The 17,810-nt window shown below is 64.5% G+C and carries 18 protein-coding genes; 8 read left to right on the top strand and 10 right to left on the bottom strand.

Annotated elements, in window-relative coordinates; translation table 11 throughout:
- Positions 1–60: 60 nt before the first annotated feature.
- On the top strand, positions 61–840 hold the full coding sequence (locus tag BDOA9_RS02475) for a DUF2182 domain-containing protein (protein ID WP_025032370.1): 780 nt from the start codon (positions 61–63) through the stop codon (positions 838–840).
- A gap of 355 nt (positions 841–1,195) precedes the next feature.
- Positions 1,196–3,763: a bifunctional diguanylate cyclase/phosphodiesterase gene (locus BDOA9_RS02470; RefSeq protein ID WP_025032369.1), complete on the top strand. Its 2,568-nt coding sequence runs from the start codon at positions 1,196–1,198 to the stop codon at positions 3,761–3,763.
- 138 nt (positions 3,764–3,901) lie between these two features.
- Here BDOA9_RS02470 and BDOA9_RS02465 read toward each other — a convergent pair whose 3' ends face one another.
- Genes BDOA9_RS02465 through BDOA9_RS02455 form a run of 3 tightly spaced genes read right to left on the bottom strand, consistent with a single transcriptional unit; the run spans position 3,902 to position 7,229 of the window.
- Positions 3,902–5,119 carry an SAM-dependent methyltransferase gene (locus BDOA9_RS02465; protein WP_025032368.1) on the bottom strand — a complete coding sequence of 406 codons (1,218 nt, stop codon included), beginning with the start codon at positions 5,117–5,119 and terminating at the stop codon, positions 3,902–3,904.
- A gap of 3 nt (positions 5,120–5,122) precedes the next feature.
- On the bottom strand, positions 5,123–5,911 hold the full coding sequence (locus BDOA9_RS02460) for a DUF1365 domain-containing protein (protein WP_025032367.1): 789 nt from the start codon (positions 5,909–5,911) through the stop codon (positions 5,123–5,125).
- Positions 5,912–5,915: 4 nt separating this feature from the next.
- On the bottom strand, positions 5,916–7,229 hold the full coding sequence (locus BDOA9_RS02455) for an NAD(P)/FAD-dependent oxidoreductase (protein ID WP_025032366.1): 1,314 nt from the start codon (positions 7,227–7,229) through the stop codon (positions 5,916–5,918).
- A 160-nt stretch (positions 7,230–7,389) separates the two neighbouring features.
- Here BDOA9_RS02455 and BDOA9_RS02450 point away from each other — a divergent pair, with 160 nt between their 5' ends.
- Together BDOA9_RS02450 and BDOA9_RS02445 are read left to right on the top strand one after the other, a co-directional pair.
- Entirely contained in the window at positions 7,390–8,211 is an 822-nt protein-coding gene (locus BDOA9_RS02450) for a DUF1295 domain-containing protein (RefSeq protein WP_244521448.1), read from the top strand.
- A 77-nt stretch (positions 8,212–8,288) separates the two neighbouring features.
- Positions 8,289–8,690, top strand: coding sequence for a DUF2177 family protein (locus BDOA9_RS02445; RefSeq protein WP_025032364.1), 402 nt, complete (start codon positions 8,289–8,291; stop codon positions 8,688–8,690).
- Positions 8,691–8,712: 22 nt separating this feature from the next.
- On the opposite strand, the gene BDOA9_RS02440 is transcribed toward BDOA9_RS02445, so the two are convergent.
- The 4 genes from BDOA9_RS02440 to BDOA9_RS02425 all read right to left on the bottom strand — a co-directional run bounded on the left by BDOA9_RS02440 (position 8,713) and on the right by BDOA9_RS02425 (position 10,882).
- Positions 8,713–9,015, bottom strand: a complete 303-nt coding sequence (locus BDOA9_RS02440; RefSeq protein WP_025032363.1) for a hypothetical protein — start codon at positions 9,013–9,015, stop codon at positions 8,713–8,715.
- 16 nt (positions 9,016–9,031) lie between these two features.
- Entirely contained in the window at positions 9,032–9,616 is a 585-nt protein-coding gene (locus BDOA9_RS02435) for an RNA polymerase sigma factor (RefSeq protein ID WP_025032362.1), read from the bottom strand.
- 79 nt (positions 9,617–9,695) lie between these two features.
- Complete coding sequence (locus BDOA9_RS02430; RefSeq protein ID WP_025032361.1) at positions 9,696–10,340, bottom strand: ChrR family anti-sigma-E factor; 645 nt, start codon at positions 10,338–10,340, stop codon at positions 9,696–9,698.
- On the bottom strand, positions 10,337–10,882 hold the full coding sequence (locus BDOA9_RS02425) for a sigma-70 family RNA polymerase sigma factor (RefSeq protein WP_025032360.1): 546 nt from the start codon (positions 10,880–10,882) through the stop codon (positions 10,337–10,339). The genes BDOA9_RS02430 and BDOA9_RS02425 overlap by 4 nt, the downstream gene beginning before the upstream one ends.
- 296 nt (positions 10,883–11,178) lie before the next feature.
- Here BDOA9_RS02425 and BDOA9_RS02420 point away from each other — a divergent pair, with 296 nt between their 5' ends.
- The 3 genes from BDOA9_RS02420 (at position 11,179) to BDOA9_RS02410 (ending at position 13,467) form a co-directional block, all read left to right on the top strand.
- Entirely contained in the window at positions 11,179–11,427 is a 249-nt protein-coding gene (locus BDOA9_RS02420; RefSeq protein WP_025032359.1) for a hypothetical protein, read from the top strand.
- Positions 11,428–11,508: 81 nt separating this feature from the next.
- A complete protein-coding gene (locus BDOA9_RS02415) occupies positions 11,509–12,171 on the top strand; it encodes an FABP family protein (protein ID WP_025032358.1) in 663 nt (220 codons plus the stop codon).
- 24 nt (positions 12,172–12,195) lie between these two features.
- Complete coding sequence (locus tag BDOA9_RS02410) at positions 12,196–13,467, top strand: flavin monoamine oxidase family protein (RefSeq protein ID WP_025032357.1); 1,272 nt, start codon at positions 12,196–12,198, stop codon at positions 13,465–13,467.
- A 40-nt stretch (positions 13,468–13,507) separates the two neighbouring features.
- On the opposite strand, the gene BDOA9_RS02405 is transcribed toward BDOA9_RS02410, so the two are convergent.
- Positions 13,508–13,810 carry a hypothetical protein gene (locus BDOA9_RS02405; RefSeq protein ID WP_025032356.1) on the bottom strand — a complete coding sequence of 101 codons (303 nt, stop codon included), beginning with the start codon at positions 13,808–13,810 and terminating at the stop codon, positions 13,508–13,510.
- Between the two features lie 296 nt (positions 13,811–14,106).
- Between BDOA9_RS02405 and BDOA9_RS02400 the strand changes: the two genes are divergently transcribed.
- Positions 14,107–15,705 carry an oleate hydratase gene (locus BDOA9_RS02400; RefSeq protein ID WP_082847774.1) on the top strand — a complete coding sequence of 533 codons (1,599 nt, stop codon included), beginning with the start codon at positions 14,107–14,109 and terminating at the stop codon, positions 15,703–15,705.
- Between the two features lie 8 nt (positions 15,706–15,713).
- Here BDOA9_RS02400 and BDOA9_RS02395 read toward each other — a convergent pair whose 3' ends face one another.
- The gene (locus BDOA9_RS02395; RefSeq protein WP_025032354.1) at positions 15,714–16,292 is read right to left on the bottom strand and encodes a hypothetical protein; all 579 of its coding nucleotides are present in this window, start codon (positions 16,290–16,292) and stop codon (positions 15,714–15,716) included.
- Positions 16,293–16,494: 202 nt separating this feature from the next.
- Entirely contained in the window at positions 16,495–17,808 is a 1,314-nt protein-coding gene (locus BDOA9_RS02390) for a tetratricopeptide repeat protein (protein ID WP_025032353.1), read from the bottom strand.
- Positions 17,809–17,810: the final 2 nt, after the last annotated feature.

The following is a 17,810-nucleotide window of genomic DNA, read 5'->3' as shown; positions in this document are numbered from 1 at the left end:
CGCGGCGCTGACACCGACACAAGTCCTCGGTGTCAGCTCTTCATCGCCATGGACAAGTCGATGCAGGGGCGCTCGATACTCGAACACTTGCTCCACCGCGACCGGCTGATCGTCGCGATCGGGACCGCGGCCGTGGTGGCGCTCGCCTGGGCCTATCTCGCTGCGGGCGCCGGCATGGACACCGAGATGATGGCCGACATGCCGGACATGGCGCCGATGCCGTGGACGCCATTCTACGGCGCGCTGCTGTTCGTGATGTGGTGGGTGATGATGGTCGCGATGATGGCGCCGAGCGCGGTGCCCACCGTTCTGTTGTATACGACAGTGAAGTGCAAGCAGGAGACTGCCTCCCGCGCCGCAGTCGATGGCTGGATCTTTCTCGGCGGCTATCTCGCGGCGTGGGCCGGGTTCAGTCTCGCTGCGGTCCTGGTGCAAGGTGCGTTCGAGCGCTTCGGTTTGCTCTCGATGGCGATGGCAAGCACCAGCGCGATCCTGGGCGGCGGCGTTCTCATTGCCGCAGGGCTTTATCAGTTCACGCCGCTCAAACAGGCCTGCCTGCGCTATTGCGACAGCCCGCTGTTGTTTCTCAGCCGGCATTGGCGGCCCGGCACGCGCGGCGCATTCCGGATGGGGCTTCGGCACGGCAGCTATTGCGTCGGCTGCTGCTGGTTTCTGATGGTATTGCTGTTCGTCGGCGGCGTGATGAACCTCGTCTGGATCATCGGCATCGCGCTCTATGTCGCCGCCGAGAAACTGCTGCCGTTCGGCCGACGATTGAGTTATGCGGCCGGCGCGCTCCTCGTCCTGTCCGGCACGATCGTTCTTGCGCGCGCGATGTGAAAAGCGGTCCAAAGACGGTTAAAAATGTGCCGCTTTCGACATGCTCATGTGCCTGATTGCTCAAAACCGGCCGACCTCCGTGATGATACGGATGCTTTGAGTTAAAGAATTGAGCTTCGCCCACACAAAAACTTAAGGCTGTTGCAGCTAGCTTTGCGCCATGACCAGCACCCGCGCGCCGCCTTCGGCCGCGGGTGTCCCTGTGCAGTCGAGGCGGAGACGAGGCGATGCCAATACTGCGGGCGAGCGCAGTTCTGCCCTGGCGGCCGAAGCGGGGGCGCGCGTCGTGATTCCCGCAGGGGCAGTCCGTAAAGCCGGAAGAACGATCCTGCGGAATGGTCCGCTGCAGATCGCATTGTTTTTTCTGCCCCTGGTCTGGATCGGCTATTTCGCAATCACCGCGTCGGAGCGGATGGATGCGATCCAGCAAGCGCGATCGCACGGCGACAGCGTCGCCGAATTGTTCGAGGAGAACACCGAGCGCATCTTCGAGCGCGTGGATCAGTCGTTGCTGGTGGTACGGGCACTCTACGCCCAGGAACGGCAGAACTTCAGCCTGAAGTTCTGGTCCGACAAGGCCCGCATCGCCACCGGCGACGTGGTCCAGTTCGCTCTGATCGGATCTGACGGATACATGATCGAGACGACGGCGGGCTATTCCGGTCCGCCGCTCTATCTTGGTGATCGCGAGCACTTCATCCATACCCTGTCGCAGGTCGACGATCGCCTCTACGTGGCGAAGCCGGTGTTGGGCCGCGCGTCCAAGAAGTGGACGATTCAGCTCGCGAGAAAGCTGTACGACCTCGCCGGGAATCCGGTCGGCGTGGTCGTCGGCTCGATCAGCGTCGACGTCGTCGGGAGGTTCTACGACACCGCAAAGCTCGGCGTCGGAGGGACGCTGATGCTCAGGAATGCAAGCCATGTCGTGCTCGCCGCCCGGGGCGTGGACCAGAGCTCCGTGCTGGGACAAAGCGGGCCGAGCCGCGTCGCGAGCGAACTGGGCGACGGCTTCTATGCGCAATATTGGAACGAGAACCGGCCGAACCGCAGCGACCGGCTGATCACGGCGCGCCGGTCGCGCGTGTTTCCGCTCATCTTCACCGTCGGCATTTCGGAGCAGGAGATTTATTCCCGCTCCGCCTTCAGGCAGAAGGTCTATCTCGGCGGCGCGCTGCTGCTTACGTTCATCATCCTCGCCGCGACGACATTCCACTGGCGACGGCAGCAGGCGCTGGATCGCGCCCACCGCGAGCGGCGCGATTTCGCCAGCAAGTTCGAGGATGCGCTCAGGAACCTTCCCCAGGGCTTGAGCATGTTCGACGGCCGCGACCGCCTGATCGCGTTCAACCGTCAATGGCTCGAACTCTACGACCTCGCGCCGGAAGACATCCGGATCGGCATGGACTTCCGGGAGGTGTTCGCGAAGCAGACCGCCGTGCTCGACGTCGAGGCGTACCTCCTCGATCTGAAGAAACGGCTCGCTCAGTCGGAGCAGATATCGAGCACCGTGCAGTTTCCGGACGGTCGGGTCGTCTACATCTCCTACGGCAGGCGCGAGGACGGCGGCTGGGTCGCCACGCATGAGGACATCACCGAGCGCAAGGCGTCGGCGGACCGCATCGAGCGGCTCGCGCATTACGACAGCCTGACCGGCCTTGCCAATCGCAACCTGTTCAAGGAGCGCATCGACGAGGCGCTGGCCCGCTCGCGCCGGCTGGAGCCCGCGTTCGCCGTGCTCCTGCTCGATCTCGACAAGTTCAAGTCGGTCAATGATGCGCTCGGCCATCAATGCGGCGACGCGTTGCTGAAGCAGGTCGCCGACCGGATCAAGGCGCAGATCCGTGATGCCGATACGGCGGCGCGAATCGGCGGCGACGAGTTTGCCGTCATCGTGGCACCGGGCCGGGCCGCGATGCACGACGGCGCTGCGAGCCTGGCCGCGCGGCTGGTCCAGGTCATCGGCGAGCCCTATCACGTCGATGGCCATCCCGTCGTGATCGGCTGTAGCATCGGCCTTGCGCTCGTGCCCGAGCACGGCACGCGGGTCGACGAGATCCTTCGCAACGCCGATCTCGCGCTCTACAGGTCGAAGAACGCCGGCCGCAGCTGCTTCCACGTCTATTCAGAGGAGCTCAAGGCGGAAGCGGATCAGCGCAACGTGCTCGAGATCGAGCTGCGTGAAGCGATCTGGCGCGAGGAGATAGAGCTCTATTATCAGCCCGTGATCGAGCTTGGCACCGGTCGGGTCAAATCGGTCGAGGCCCTGGCGCGCTGGCATCACGGCACCAAGGGCTACATCCCTCCGGCGGAGTTCATTGCGGTTGCGGAGGCGGGGGGATTGATCGTCGAGCTCGGCGATCAGGTGCTCGCCAAAGCCTGTCGCGATGCGATGAGCATGCCGGCCGACGTCAAGGTCGCCGTCAATCTCTCCGCCCTGCAATTTGCCAGCGCCAATCTCGTCGACACCGTGACCTTTGCGTTGACGCAGAGCGGGCTTCCGCAAAGCCGGCTCGAGCTCGAGATCACCGAGAGCGTATTTCTCGCCGACACTGAGGAGAACCTCAGGACGCTCCAGCGCCTCAAGGCGCTCGGCGTCTCCATTGCCCTCGACGATTTCGGCGTCGGATACTCGTCCTTGTCCTATTTGACGGCCTTTCCCTTCGACAAGGTCAAGATCGACAAATCCTTCATCGACAGGATCGATCGCTGCGAGACCGTCGCGGTGTTGAAATCCATCGTGCAGCTCGCAAAGACGCTGAAGCTGTCGATCGTCGCCGAGGGGGTCGAGTCCTCCGAACAGGTCAGACGGCTCCAATCGCTCGGCATCCCGCTCGGCCAGGGATTTCATTTCAGCAAGCCCGTGCCGCTTGCAAACCTCTCCTGGCAGGCCCCCACGGCGCGCCGGAAACGGCGGGCGGCGTGAGCCGAATGCCTCCGGCGTTTGTCATCATGACCCGCCACTGCAGCCCAGTGCTCAGAAGCAGGAACCTGAGCAGGTGAACCTCCTGAATTGCCAAGTAGCTCCTGGAATCGCTTGTCGGGACGCTAAGTCCTGATAGCCTCACCCGCGACGCGCAAACACCAGCTGCTTGACGTCGATCTTTCCAGCCCTGAACCCTGCCTCGCAGTAGCACAGATAATATTCCCACAGGCGGCGGAAGGGCTCGTCGAAGCCGAGCGAGGTCAGATCGGTCCATGCACGGCTGAAATTGTCGCGCCAGAGTGAAAGTGTCTTTGCATAATCCTGTCCGAAGACACGCTCGCGAATCACGGGCAGCTCGAAGCGTTCGCCGAGCGCGTGCAGGATAGTGGTCGAAGGCAGCATCCCTCCCGGAAAGATGTACCTCTGGATGAAGTCCACGCGCTGCCGATAGAGGTCGAAGAGATCGTCGCGAACCGTAATGGCCTGGATGCCGGCCAGACCGCCCGGTTTCAGCCGCTGGTACAGCTGGTTGAAATAGGCAGGCCAGAACTGCTCGCCGACGGCCTCGATCATCTCGATCGAGGCAATTCGGTCGAAACGGCCTTCCTGATCCCGGTAATCCTGTAGCCGCACCTCGACCTTCTCGGCGAGCCCGGCTTGCTGGATTCGCCGGCTGGCAAATTCGTGCTGCTCCTTGCTGATGGTGAGCGCCAATACGCTGGCGCCGTAAGTCTTTGCGGCAAATTCGGCGAACCCGCCCCAGCCGCACCCGATCTCGAGCACGCTCTGGCCGGGCTGCAGTTCGATGGCCTTTGCGAGCTGCTCGTATTTGTGTCGTTGAGCCGCGGGCAGGTCGGTCGTTTCGGCTGAAAACAGAGCCGATGAGTAGGTCATGCTGGAATCGAGCCAGGCGCCGAAGAACGCGTTGCCGAGATCATAATGGCTATGAATGTTGTGTCTCGACCCCTTTCTTGTGTTGCGGCGCAGCCGATGAAGGGCCTGTCGGCAGAGCCGGATCACCGCATTCCCGGCAAAGGCGCCGTCGACAAGATCTTCGTTGAGGCAGCAGACGTAGAGAAGCTGGGTGAGATCGGGCGTGGTCCAATCGCCGCGGATGTAGGCCTCGGCCATGCCAATGTCGCCGCCCAGGACGAGGCTGCGCGCGAATCTGTAATTGTTGAGCTCGATGGTGGCCGATGGACCTGGAAGCTGCCCACGCAAGCTGACGGTTCTGCGGTCGGGCAGGTGCACATGGACGGTGCCGTACTTGAGCTGCGATGCCAGGCGGAGAGCCAGCCGGGCAAGGAACGGGACACCATCAAATTCAACGGCTTGACGAGCGGCTGCCAGGTCCATGGATCAAATCCCGCGTTGTTTCAAACGAGGCAAGTACGGCACACCTTTGAGCCACAGCCGCATCGCTTCCCAATGAATGGCTGCGATCACTTTGAACGTCAGGAAGGGCAGGCGGACGAGCGCCACCAGCAGCGCGCGGCTGGTGAGCGCCCGGCGTCGTCCGCTGAAAGCTGCGGCAAACATCGCGCCCTGATCGCCCGTCTGTACGATTCTGACCACTACGTTTTGCCCCGGTGGAGAAATGCTGAAGCGGTAATGCGTCCCCATCTCCATGAAGGGTGAAACGTAGAACTCCTTGGCCTGGCTATGCCTTATTGCGCAGCCCGGCGGAGCGTCCTGCACCGGCAGGACGTAGGAATGCATCTCTCCGAAGGTGTTGCGGACCTCGTAGATCAACAACACAAGATCGCCAGATGTCCCATAGCAGAAGTAGATCGAAAGCGGGTTGAACACGTAGCCCAGCACCCGGGGATAACACAGCAGGAGAATGCGGCCCTCCGAGAGGTCGATGCCGCGCTCCGCAGCCATGCGCCTGATGTACTGGCTGAGGCACGCGTCTTTGCCGTCGCCATGATCGCGCTCGTGGAAGCTGAAAGGGGCTGCTCGGTTGACATCGAACAGCCAGGACTGGCGTGGTGCTTCATGCAAGCGGTCGAGGTCGATCAACAGGCTCATCACGCGATAGGTGAACCTGTGCTGCACAGGCCGCCAGCGTGCGTGCATCACCTTTCCCCAGTAGAGCGCGCCGGGTGCCGTCGCATCGTCCGCTTTGTCTGGGCTCGTTCGGTTCATCGCCCTACTCGGCAGCTTGGACCAGCAGCGAGTCCGACCGACGCCAAGGAATCTGGCCGCCCAGCGCCTCGGCAACGGCGATGCCGGACTGCAAGCCGTCCTCGTGAAAGCCGTACCCGGTCCAGGCACCACAGAACCAGGTTCGGCGCCGGCCCTGAATTGCGGGGAGCCGTCGCTGCGCCGCGAACGCAGCCAGGTCGTATTGAGGATGAGCAAAGCTGAATTTTGCAAATGTCAGGTGAGCCGCCGGCTCGAAAGGAGGGTTGAGGCTGACGAACAATGGCTTGCGGTCGTCGATGCCCTGCAGCCGGTTCATCCAATAGGTCACCGCGACATCGTTCTGGGCGGGCGTTTGTCGCGGCCACTGCAGGAAATTCCAGGACGCCCATGCTTGCCGGCGCCTGGGCATGAGATTGCGATCGCGATGCAGATAGATCGTGTTCGGTGCGTACCTGATCGCGCCGAGAATGGACCGCTCGCGGGCATCGGCATCCGACAGCGCGGCCAGGGCCTGATCGCTGTGGCAAGCCATCACCACGGCATCGTAGGTTTCCGCCCCGCCCTGAGTGTCGCGGATGGTCACGCCATGCTCCGCCCGGTTGACCGACGTCGCGGCACAGCCTAGCCGAATGTTGTCCTTGAACAAAGCGGTGAGCTTGTCGACATAGCGCCGGCTGCCACCCTCGACGGTCCGCCAGCGCGGCCGGTCGAGGTCCAAAAGCCGGTGATTGTCGAAGAAGGCGACGAAGTTCTCCGCCGGAAAGGACAGAATGTCGGCCGACGAGGACGACCAGATGGCCGCTCCCATCGGTCCAAGGTAATCGGCGAACAGGCGGGGTCCGAACGATTGCTTGCGCAGATATTCCCCGAGCGTCAGCCCCTGCAGACTGCCCGCGCGCAAATCCGTCACGCTCTGCCGGTTGAACCGCAGCACGTCGGCCAGCATGCGAAAATACGACGGCGATCCGAGATTACGCGGTTGCGCGAACAAGCCGCAGGCCGTTTGAAGAAGACCTTCGCCGCCACCCCGCCATTCGAACCTGCCGTGGTCAGCGGACATGGCGAAGCTCATGCAGGTCTCGACGGTCCTGACGCCCAGGTGCGCGAACAGCGCCGTCAGCTGCGGATAATTCGTCTCGTTGTAGACGATGAAGCCGACATCGACATCTACGGCCTCTCCATCATAGTCGATGCGAACGGTATGGCTATGCCCGCCCGGCCGCAGCTCCCGCTCGTACACCGTCACCGCATGGCGTTTCGACAGGAGCCACGCGGCGGCGTTGCCGGCAATTCCCGTCCCGATCACGGCCAAACGCATTCCCTGTCGCCCCCATTGCTGTACCGCCAGCTACGGCCGTTGAAACAATCAGTTTCGTGAGAAACGTTCGGCAAGACGGCGCGGATCACATCGCCCGGTGCGCCCCTTCTTGCGGTACGAAACCGGCTACCGCTGCGGACGTATGGAGGGCAGGGTCAACATGGGTAAAAGCATGGTTCTCGTGCACGTTCAGGCGATCGGCTTCATTGCGCTGGCCTTCTGTGTCTTGATGGGACTGGCCTGGGTCGTCCAGCAGCGTACCGGCAATTCCGGATGGGTCGATACGACATGGTCCTACGCGACCGGTCTCATCGGCGCTGCCGCTGCCTTGTGGCCGCTTGACGGCTCCCTGCCGGCTCGCCAAGCGCTCGTTGCAGGGCTGGTGCTGCTTTGGTCGTTGCGGCTGGGGACGCACATCGCGCGTCGATCCTTGGCCGGCATCGACGATCCCAGATACGCAAAATATGCGCGCGAATGGGGAGCGGATGCCCCGCGCCGAATGTTCTTGTTCCTGCAATCCCAGGCGCTGGTCTCGCTGCCGCTGCCGTTCGCCGTGTTCCTCGCAGCCCACGCGCCGGGGCCGGGACTGCGGCTGCAGGATCATATCGGGGTGGTCATCATCCTGGTTGCCGTCGCCGGCGAGGCCTTGGCAGACCGGCAGCTGCGGCGCTTCAAACACGACGCGTCGAGCAAGGGGAAGGTCTGCGATGTCGGGCTTTGGCGCTGGTCGCGTCATCCGAATTATTTCTTCGAATGGCTGGGATGGCTGACCTACCCCGTCATCGCGCTCGCGCCCGGATACGCCTGGGGCTGGGCCAGCCTGGCGGCGCCGGCGATCATGTATTGGATCCTCGTGCATGTGACCGGGATACCGCCGCTCGAGGAGCAGATGCTGCAGTCGCGCGGCGACCTGTATCGGCAGTATCAGGCCAGGACCAACGCATTTTTCCCATGGCTGCCGAAGCCAGGGCGTGGGACGTGATCTGGAATAGCGCCTCGCGCGTTATCTGCTGGCCGGCGCGACAATCGGCGCGAGGCAATTGCACGGGGACCCGGGCCATGAATCTTCTCTTCACCTATCTTTCCGTGGCCGTGACCTTCGTTGCAATCGACATGATCTGGCTCAGGATCATGCTCGAGCGGCTTTACCGGCCGGTGATGGGCGACATGTTGCGGGCCGAACCCAACCTGGTGGCCGCCGCCGTTTTCTATTTGCTGTATCCGATAGGTCTGATCTGGTTCGCGGTGCTGCCGGCGCAGCACGACGGAGGCGCGCTGCGCGCTTTCACGTCCGGCCTGCTGCTCGGCTGCTTCACCTATGCAACCTATGACCTCACCAATCAGGCGACCTTGCGGAATTGGTCGACTGGATTAACGCTTGCGGACGTTTGCTGGGGATCCCTGCTTGCCGGTGTCAGCTCCTTAATCGGATTTCTCGTGGCCCAGAGGCTTGCCCACTGACCATGCGCCGCTGAATGCGGTGTCAGGTCGAGCCTCGCTTCCCGAGGCGGTCGAAGGCATCTCTGGTTTCCGCGATCTTTTCGGCCAACGATATGAACGCAATCTGAGCCTGCGCCTTTGTCTCTTCGTCGAGCAAGAGGCATGCGAGATCGACCAGCTGATGGCCCATGCGTTCCATCGCAGCAAGCAGTGCATCGAGGCCAGCTTTGGGATCGTCGGCCGCAACCCGCTCGACCTCTCTGACGACGGCTTCGAGCCGCGCGGCCGAAGCGACAAGCCGGTCCTCGCTCCCGCGCTCTGGGAATTCGATGATCTCCGCGGCCATGCTGTAGTTCTCCGCTTCAGGCCGCGGCCGATGCCGCGAGGCAATCCTTGCGGACCGCCACGATGGTCCGGTGCAGCCAGGTCTTGACAGTGCCAACCGGCACACCGAAACGTTGCGACAAGCTCTCGCGGCTCTCGCCTTCGAGGTAAGCCAGAGCCACGAGCCTGCGGCGATCTTCCGGAAGCCGTGCCAGGACTGCGCGTGCAATCGGTTCTGCGCGGGCGTAATCGAAATCCTCGGCGGTCGAGGCACCGGACGTCGATGTAATCAGGAGCGCCTCGTCCAGTTCGTAAGTCGGCTGTCTTCGGATCCGCAAATGGTCGATTGCGGTATTGCGGACAATCGCGGACATCCACGCAAGCGCCGGGGCCCGCCTGGAATCATACCGCGCAGCGTTGCGCCAGATCTTGAGAAAGCTTTCCTGGAGGATGTCGTCGGCGTCGTCAGGCGCGGCGCCGACGGCCAGCACGATCCTGCGCAACCTGGCTCGTGTCAGCGCATGAAACTCCGCGAAGGCTCGCATCTCACCTGATGAAACGCGTGCCAGCAGTTCGGGTAACCTCTCGCTCCGCGCCTGATCTGCCAGGCCTGAACAGGCCATGTCCTGTCTCCCTTGCGTTTCCTTCAGAACGCTTCGGGCGCAGGCGCGGATCACTCCGAAGGAGAGGACGGAGAGAGAATCAAAGCCGCACGAACGGCCCGATCAGCCGGCCAAGGAGGCCGTTCATGCGCAGGTCGCCGGTCATTGCGACCAGGCAGAGGCATGGGCCTTCGTCGCCGACGATCGGACGGTGATCGACCTCGTCGTCGCCGTAATCGAAATCACCGGGACCAAACCGACCGCCCTCGTGGCTGAAGCTGCCCTCGAGCACCAGAGTGAGCTCGGTGCCGGTGTGCGTGTGTTCGAGCATGCGCGAGCCGGGCGCAGACCTAAGCAGGAAGGCGCGCGCCTTGCCCGAACCGGAAAGCTCGATCGGCCGCATGCTCAGGCCGGGCGCGACGCGCCGGCGCTTGCCGATGCGGTATTTTCGCAGGGCCGGCGGAACATCATCGTGGTCGGTGACGGAGGCGAGGGGAGGTGTCGTTATATCTGCGGGAGAATTCTCAATTCGCGACATGACGCGGTCGAACGCATCCGGCGCGGTCGCCACCGGCTCGACCTCCTCCAGCGCCGCGCCGGCAAGCTGCTCGATGGCGCGCACGAAGCGGGCGCACCGGGGGCATCCGGCCACATGCACACCGACGACCAGCTGATGGGCCTCTTCCAGCTTGCCGACGGCGAAATCGGCCAGAAGATCTTCAGGCGGATGGTGGCTGATCGTCATGTGTCTTCGTCCAAGATGTCTCTCAACCGGTTCATCGCCAGTCTGATCCGCGATTTCACCGTTCCGAGCGGAATACCAAGCAGGCTCGCGATTTCAGGATGCGCCCTCTCCTCGATGAACGACAGCCTGACCACCATGATCTGCTCTGCCGAGAGTTGCTTGAGGGCGGCCTCGATGCGGGCAGCGTCCTGGCCGCGGGAAATGGCGGCGTCCGCCGGCTCGGCCGGATCCGGTGCATCAGGCAGCTCGGAGACGGCTTCGAGGCGGTCTGTCCGTGCTCTGCGGCGGAGCGAATCGATGCGCAGATTGCGCGCGATCGTGAAGATCCAGGCCGCCGCTCCCGCTGTGGCGGGATCGAACAGGCCTGCTTTCCGCCACACGGCGAACATCGCGTTCTGCGCGATCTCTTCCGCCTCGTCGGGGCTGCAACCGGCCTTCTGCATCAAGCCCTTGATACGGGGCGCGAAATGCTCGAATAGCCGCTTGAAGGCCTCCCGGTCATGGTGAGAGGCGACACGTCCGATCAAATCAGCCCAGTCCACCTTTGCCTTCGGCCCTTTGCTCGCACCAATCGAACGCCGCGCCGCAAACCGCCGGGTCAAGCCAGCCTCAGCCCGGATTGGCACGTCTAAAGCCCGGATAGCAGCGATCATAGCGCCTCGACAAGCGACCTCTCTGGCTGAGAACGGGCGGGAACCGGCGCCAGATCACTGTGAGCTGCTCAATTGTCGGTTCGGAAGCCTGCGCCCGCGCGCCCGCCCGTCCTGGCACTCCCCTTGCTCGGTCACGACCCAAGGTCAGGCCTCGGCGGAGAGGCCGTTTCAGGTTGAGGCAAGTGATGCAGGAAGTGTCCCGTTCTGGTGCTGCTGACGAACTCCGGCTCGACGCGTTGATCGCCGATTTATGGTGGCGCGTTCGGCTGATCAATACCGACATTCTCGAGGAGGAGGCGCGCGCCGGGGTGTTCGACCCGGTTCAGCCGACCTACCCGCTGCTCGCGGCCAACCTTCGCGCGCGGCGCGACAATCTGGTCGCGACGATCGGCGTGCTCGAGCAGCGCGCGAGATCGGTGTCGGAAGCGGCTTGAAGCGGTCGCGGCGGTAACAGTTGAATTCAGGCCGCCGTCTGCCCGTGCTATGGCTGGTCTCTGCAACCCCGCGAGGCCGCCATGCTCCCCATTCCCGCCGACATCTTCACCGAACCCGAGGACGTCTCGCCCGACAGCTTGGCCAATCTCGGCCCGCTGCGGCGGCTTGCCGGCACCTGGCAGGCCGACAAGGGGATCGACATCAATCCGAAGGCGGAGGGGCCGGAGCGGCGGACCTTCATCGAGCACATCCGCATGGATCCGATCGATCCGCAGGCCAACGGGCCGCAGCTGCTGTACGGGCTGCGCTACCACATCCACATCAACACGCCCGAGGAAGACATCACCTTTCACGACCAGGTCGGCTACTGGCTGTGGGAGCCCGCGACCGGGCTGATCATGCAGACCCTGGCGATCCCGCGCGGTCAGGTGCTGCTGGCCTCGGGCAAGGCCGGGCCTGACGACAAGACGATCTCGGTCACCGCCAAGCGCGGCGACACCGCCTACGGGATCTGCTCGACCGATTTTCTGGAGCAGGCCTTCCGCACCGATGCTTACCGCTGCGACATCACCTTCAACGACGATGGCAGGTGGACCTATCTGATCCAGACCGAGTTGTTCGTGCGCGGCGCGCCGTTCAATCACCGCGACACCAACACGCTCCAGCTGGTAGCGCCGCCCAAGCTCAATCCGCTGGCGGCGATCGTGCACGGTCGCGCCGCAGGCGGTGGACCCGCGGCCTGAACCGTGAGCCGGTAAGGCGCGGCCATGTCCGACACATCCGAGCACATCGTCATCGTCGGCGCCGGCGCGGCCGGCTTGATGGCGGCGCGCGAGCTGGCGCGTGCCGGCCGCAAGGTGACGATCCTGGAGGCGCGCCAGCGCTGCGGCGGCCGCATTCATCCGCTGCCGGCCTCGGAATTCGGCTATGCGGCCGATGGCGGCGCCGAGTTCGTTCATGGCGAGGCGCCGGTCACGCGCGCATTGCTGCGCGAGGCCGGCCTGTCGCTTCGTGAGATCGAGGGCGAGCAGTGGCACTTCGACGGGGCGAAGCTCACGCGCGAGCGCGACGATCCCCATGAGGCGGAGCTTCAGGCCAAGCTGGGCGACTTGAAGGACGATCTCACCGTCGCCGACTTCCTGCGCCGGCATTTTCCAGGCGACGGCTACGCGCCGATGCGCCATTCGATCGAGCGGATGGTCGAAGGTTATGACGCGGCCGATCCCGAACGCGCCTCCACGCTGGCGCTGCGTGCGGAATGGATGGACGGCGGGCATGCTCCGCAGGCGCGCATCGATGGCGGCTACGGCGCGATGATCGACGTGATGGCGGCCGACTGCCGCAGGCACGGAGTCGCCATCCGCTTCGGCTGTGTCGTGTCGGCCATCGCGGAGGAAGGCAGCGCGGTGATCGTCCGCTGCGCCGAGGGCGACGTGCACGCCTGCGACCGCGTGATCCTCACCGTGCCGCTGCCGTTGCTGCGCGAGATCGCGCTGCCAGCGGAGGCGCGCGCCAAGCTGGCGACTGCCGACGACATCGGATTCGGCAACGTCATCAAGATCCTGCTGCGCTTCGCGCGGCCATGGTGGCGCGAGCGCAAGGAAGACCTCTCCGACATGACCTTCCTGCTCTCGGACGTGGCGATCCCGGTCTGGTGGACGCGCTACCCGGAGCAGCATCCCGTGCTGACGGGCTGGTTCGGCGGTCCGCGCACGGCGGAGCTGGCAAGCCTCGATTCGCAAGCCTTGATCGATGCCGGGCTCGGCTCGCTCGCCGCGATCTTCGGCCTGCCGCGCCATCACGTCGCGCGCGAGCTGGTGGCGTCTGCCGCGACCAATTGGGCGCATGATCGCTTCGCGCGCGGCGCCTATTCGTGGGCGACGCCGCGGACGCGGGAGGCGCAGGCGATCCTCGCGCGTGGCGACGGCTTGGTGCTGTTTTCCGGAGAAGCGCTCTATCGCGGCCGCGACATGGGCACGGTCGAGGCGGCACTGGCGAGTGGCCTGGAGGCAGCCGGCATGATCCTGCGGGGACAATAACAAAAGAGGCCCGCATCCGATGCGGGCCTCTCGTCGTGTCTTACCAGCGGCCGCCGCCGAAGCTGAACGTCACGCCGGGGCCTCCGCCGTAATAGCCGTACGGTCCGCCGCCGTAATAGCCGTGGTGGCGCGGATAGTAGCCGTAGCTTCTGTAATAGGGCCGGTAATAGCCGTGATGATGCCGCCAATGATGATGGTGGCGGTAATGCCTGCGGTGCGCGCTGATGTCGGTGGTCTGGCTTTCCTGCGCGGTCTGCTTGGCACTTGCGCTGCCGGCCGCGCTCGCCGATCCGCCGGCCAACGCCGCAGCACCGAGGGCGATCGCGGCAATGAGATACTTCATGTCATCACTCCAGTTGAAGGTCGCGTGACAACACATGAGCACCCCGCGCGTTCCTGCCAGTGCGGGCGTCGAAACGACGCAGATTTTCAGTTCCCTGATGAACACACGTTAACGTTCGTGAACGAGCGAAGGCCGCGCGCTCTATCGTCGCATGAACGGGCGTGGCCTTTCGACGCGTGCTTCGGACGCAGCGCAGCAGCGCAAGAAGCGCTGCAGCGCGTATCGCTCAACCCAACGTGATCTGCATGCAGGCCGCGCTTGATCCAGCGCAACCTTAGCCGCTGCCGCCCGATGCAATGTCGCCGCGACATTGGAATGAAGAATCGAGGCAGGTCATGAAGGCGTATTTCATCGGCGGCGGCATCGGATCGCTCGCGGGCGCGGCGTTCCTCGTTCGCGATGCGCAGCTGCCCGGGCGCGACATCGTGATCTACGAGGCGCAGCCGCTGCTCGGCGGCAGCCTCGACGGCGCACAGCTTCCGAATGGCGCCTATTCGCTCCGCGGCGGGCGGATGCTCACCACCGACCATTACGAATGCACCTGGGACCTGCTCTCCAGCATTCCCTCGCTCGAGCATCCCGGCCTCAGCGTGCGCGACGAGACGGTGGCGTTCAACGTGGAGAATCCGGCGCATTCGAGGGCGCGTCTGGTCGACCGCAACCGCTTCAAGGTCGATGTCTCGCATATGGGCTTCTCCGCCCGCGACCGGCTCGAGCTGCTGCGGCTCACCGAGGCTTCGGAGGAGACGCTCGGCAACAGCCGCATCACCGACTGGCTGTCGCCCGGATTCTTCGAATCGAATTTCTGGTACATGTGGCAGACCACCTTCGCCTTCCAGCCCTGGCACAGCGCAGTCGAGCTGAAGCGCTATCTGCATCGCTTCATGAACGAGTTTCCGCGCATCGAGACGCTCGCTGGCGTCAAGCGCACCGTCTACAATCAATATGACGCGATCGTGCGGCCGCTCGCGGACTGGCTCAAGCGCCAGGGCGTGCAGTTCATGCGCGGCACGCGCGTCGTCGACATGGCGTTCGAGGCCGACGGCGGGCGCTTGCGCGTGCGCCAGCTCACGCTCGACCGCGACAGCCGCACCGCCAACGTCCGGCTCGAAGACGACGACATCGTCTTCTTCCAGAACGGCTCGATGACCGATGCCTCGAGCCTGGGCTCGATGACCGAGCCGCCGCCGCCCCTGACCAAGGCCGACAGTCAGGGCTGGGCGCTGTGGGAGACGATCGCGCAAGGCCGTCCCGAATTCGGCAATCCGTCGGCGTTCAACGATTCGATCCCGGAATCCTATTGGCTGTCCTTCACCGTCACCTGCCGCGATCCACGCTTCTTCGACCGGATGGAAGCATTCTCCGGCAACAGAGCGGGGACAGGCGGGCTGGTCACGTTCAAGGACTCCAACTGGCTGATGTCGGTCGTGCTCTATCACCAGCCGCATTTCGCGGGGCAGCCGAACAACGTCCAGGTGTTCTGGGGCTATGCGCTGCATCCCGATCGCGTCGGCAATTTCGTGGCAAAGCCGATGTCCGATTGTGGCGGCGCCGAGATCCTGAAGGAGCTCTGCGGCCACCTCAACTTCGATCCCGTATTGTTCGAGGAGGCGATCTGCATTCCCTGCCGCATGCCCTACATCACCAGCATGTTCATGCCGCGCAACCTGGCCGACCGGCCGCTGCCGGTGCCCAAGAATTCCGTCAACCTCGCCTTCGTCAGCCAGTTCGTCGAAATCCCCGACGACGTCGTGTTCACCGTCGAATATTCGGTGCGTGCGGCTCAGATGGCGGTCTATCAGCTCTTGAAGATCGATCGCCCGGTGCCGCCAGTGACGCGGCACGACAAGTCGCTCGCCGTGATCTTCGCGACGCTGGAGAAGGCATTCGCGTAACGGCGGACTTACTTGAACGGATCCTGGATCGACGGCGCCGACTGGCGGATGCGGCGCACGCTGACCGGGGTGCCGTCGGAGACGAACAGCAGCTCGTATTTGCGGCCCTCGCTGTCGGTCGCCGAGCAGGTCACGTCGTTCACCTTCCTGGCGGCGAAGTTGCCGGTCTGGCGGCAGACCCCGGTCGAGGTCTGCTCGGCCGGCACCGGCAGGCCATCGACCTTGGGGCGGTTCTTGGAGTTGAGGAGCATGCGGTCGATCGGCAGCTCGTAGGAATTGTCGTCGGCGCGCTTGCCGTTCTCGCCGGAGAACGACACCACATGACTGTCATCGGAGGGATCGTCGACCGCGACCGCGAAATTGACCCGGCCGGTGTCGCCGTGGGCATAGGCCACGGTCTTGCACGGCAAGGTGCGGCCTGCGACCCTGAACGTCTTGCAGTGGCCCGACATCAGCGCCAGGAGATCGATGAAAGCGTTCGGCTGCGCCGGCGGATTGGTGACCGGAATGGGCTTGGAAGTCTCGGCAAAACAAGGGCTTGCCGCGACCACGAGCAACGCGGCGAGGACCAGTCGGCGAAGGCGCATCAATGGGCTCATGTGCCAGGGGGCCGTGGCGGCGGAACAGTTCCGCACCATAACCATCGAACCGCAAATTGGTTGCGATCGCGTTTGTGCTGCAAGTCCCGACTGGAATACCACCGCGTCCACCCCGACGGCGATTCTTCAAACCGCCCGATCCGTCCCGGCGGGCACATGCCATCAGGGCGGTGTTTTTTTCGTGGCGGAGCTAGCCCATCGCGGCCTGCCAGCGCCGGTCGCGCAAGGAGGGGCGGCGGTGGAGGCGGGCGTCCAGCACGGCGCGGGCGCGGGGCAGCTCGCCGCTCCGCATCAGCGCGACGATATAGGTGTCCTCGATCAGCTCTCGCTGGGCGTGGCTGCCGCCGATGCGCACGACCTCACCGAGCATTGGCGCGAGCATCTGCGCGCAAGTCCGGTAATCCTCGTCGGCGAAAGCCGCGAGCGCCCGGAAGATCGCCGGCACCACCGGGCCGGCCGGCAGCTTGCCGTCGGCGAGCCGCTGCTCGATTGCGGCGAGGCGGGCGGCAAGCGCCTCGCGATCCTGCGTCGCGGCCGCGAACAGCGCCATGTGGACGTCCGCAAAGGACAGGCTCGATTTCGGAAACAGTTTTTGCGCGGCGGCGTCGGCGTCCTGCCACAGCGCCTTCGGCACCGCATGGCCGTACATCGACAGGCGCCACAGCAGCGAGGCGCTGTCGGTGATGGCGTTGAGCGGCGGCGCCTGCGTGGCTGATGGCTGAAGCACGTCGGCATAGATCGCGAGCGCCCGCGCCGCATCGCCATGCTCGAGCGCGCCGAGCGCCTGGTGCCAGCTTATATGGCCGTGGAGGATGCCGGCGCGGTCATAAGCCGGGAGCCAGTCATCGACGAGACGATCGGCGTCCTCGATCGATCCATCCTCGAACATCGCATGCAGCACAGCGTGCGCGGCATGGGCATTTTCCCGGCGCAGATCGAAGCCGCGCTCGGTGACGGCGCGGCCGCGCGCGACGTCGGCATTCTCCGTCATCGCCCAGCCGGACATGGTGAGAAACCACCAGTCCTCGCCGTAATGTGGCGCGACGCGCTCGCATAGCTCATGCCGGGCGCGGTCGTGATCGGCCATGCCGGAGAAGGCGAACAGGCCGAACGCGCCGAGCGGCAGTGACAGCACCACGGCGTCGCGGGGCCATGCCTCGATGTGCTTCAGCATCGATCCGATCGCCTCCGGCAACCGGCCCTCGATCGCGAGCGCCAGCGTCTCGACGTGCGAGCGCTCGCGCTCGCTGCCGCGCCTTTCGACGAGCTCGCGCGCGCGTGCCGCCTTCTGCCGCGCGAGATCGCCCTGCTGGTAGAAGGCATGCACGCGGCCGCGGGCGATGTGGGCAAGCGCGAAATCCGGGTCAACGGTGATCGCGCGCTCCAGCATCTCCGCCGTGCCGGTCCAGCCCGCCAGCATGAGGTCGACGCCGTCGCGATAGGCGCTTGCCGCCTCGTGCGATGAGGTGGAGATCGGCAGGCCGTAGCGGTCTTCGAAGGCCATCG

The organism is Bradyrhizobium sp. DOA9, from assembly GCF_000617845.2.
Classification (GTDB): domain Bacteria; phylum Pseudomonadota; class Alphaproteobacteria; order Rhizobiales; family Xanthobacteraceae; genus Bradyrhizobium.
The sequence above is the reverse complement of the archived record's forward strand: the minus strand, read 5'-3'. Positions and strand labels throughout refer to the sequence as shown.